This is a genomic window from Paraburkholderia sp. SIMBA_027, assembly GCF_046535315.1.
In the GTDB taxonomy this organism is placed as follows: Bacteria; Pseudomonadota; Gammaproteobacteria; order Burkholderiales; family Burkholderiaceae; genus Paraburkholderia; species Paraburkholderia tropica.
Map to the genome: position 1 here is coordinate 1 of NZ_JAWRWY010000294.1, position 307 is coordinate 307.

Annotated in this window: 1 pseudogene; it reads right to left on the minus strand. The window is 56.4% G+C overall.

Features of this window, described 5'->3' with window-relative positions:
• A pseudogene (locus SB764_RS39155) lies at positions 1-307 on the minus strand (electron transfer flavoprotein subunit alpha/FixB family protein); the annotation flags it as partial.

The window sequence follows — 307 nt, forward strand, 5'->3', positions numbered from 1 at the left end:
TCAACCGCAGTGATATCGCTGATCTGCGCAACGTCGAGCTTGGCGGCAATACGCGGCGTAACGTTTTTACCGCTTGCAGTAGCAGGCGCGAGAATATGCGAATAGTTCTTCGCAATTGAAAGCACCGTCGCTTCAACGTTTTCCGCGAGACCTTGTTCGAGTTGCGGCGCATCGGCGAGCAGCACCTTAGAAACGCCGACGATTTTCGCCGCTGCATCCGCAGCCGCTTGCGCGTTGTGGCCAGCAATCAGCACATGCACATCGCCGCCAATTTTCTGCGCCGCTGCAATCGTGTTCAATGTTGCGG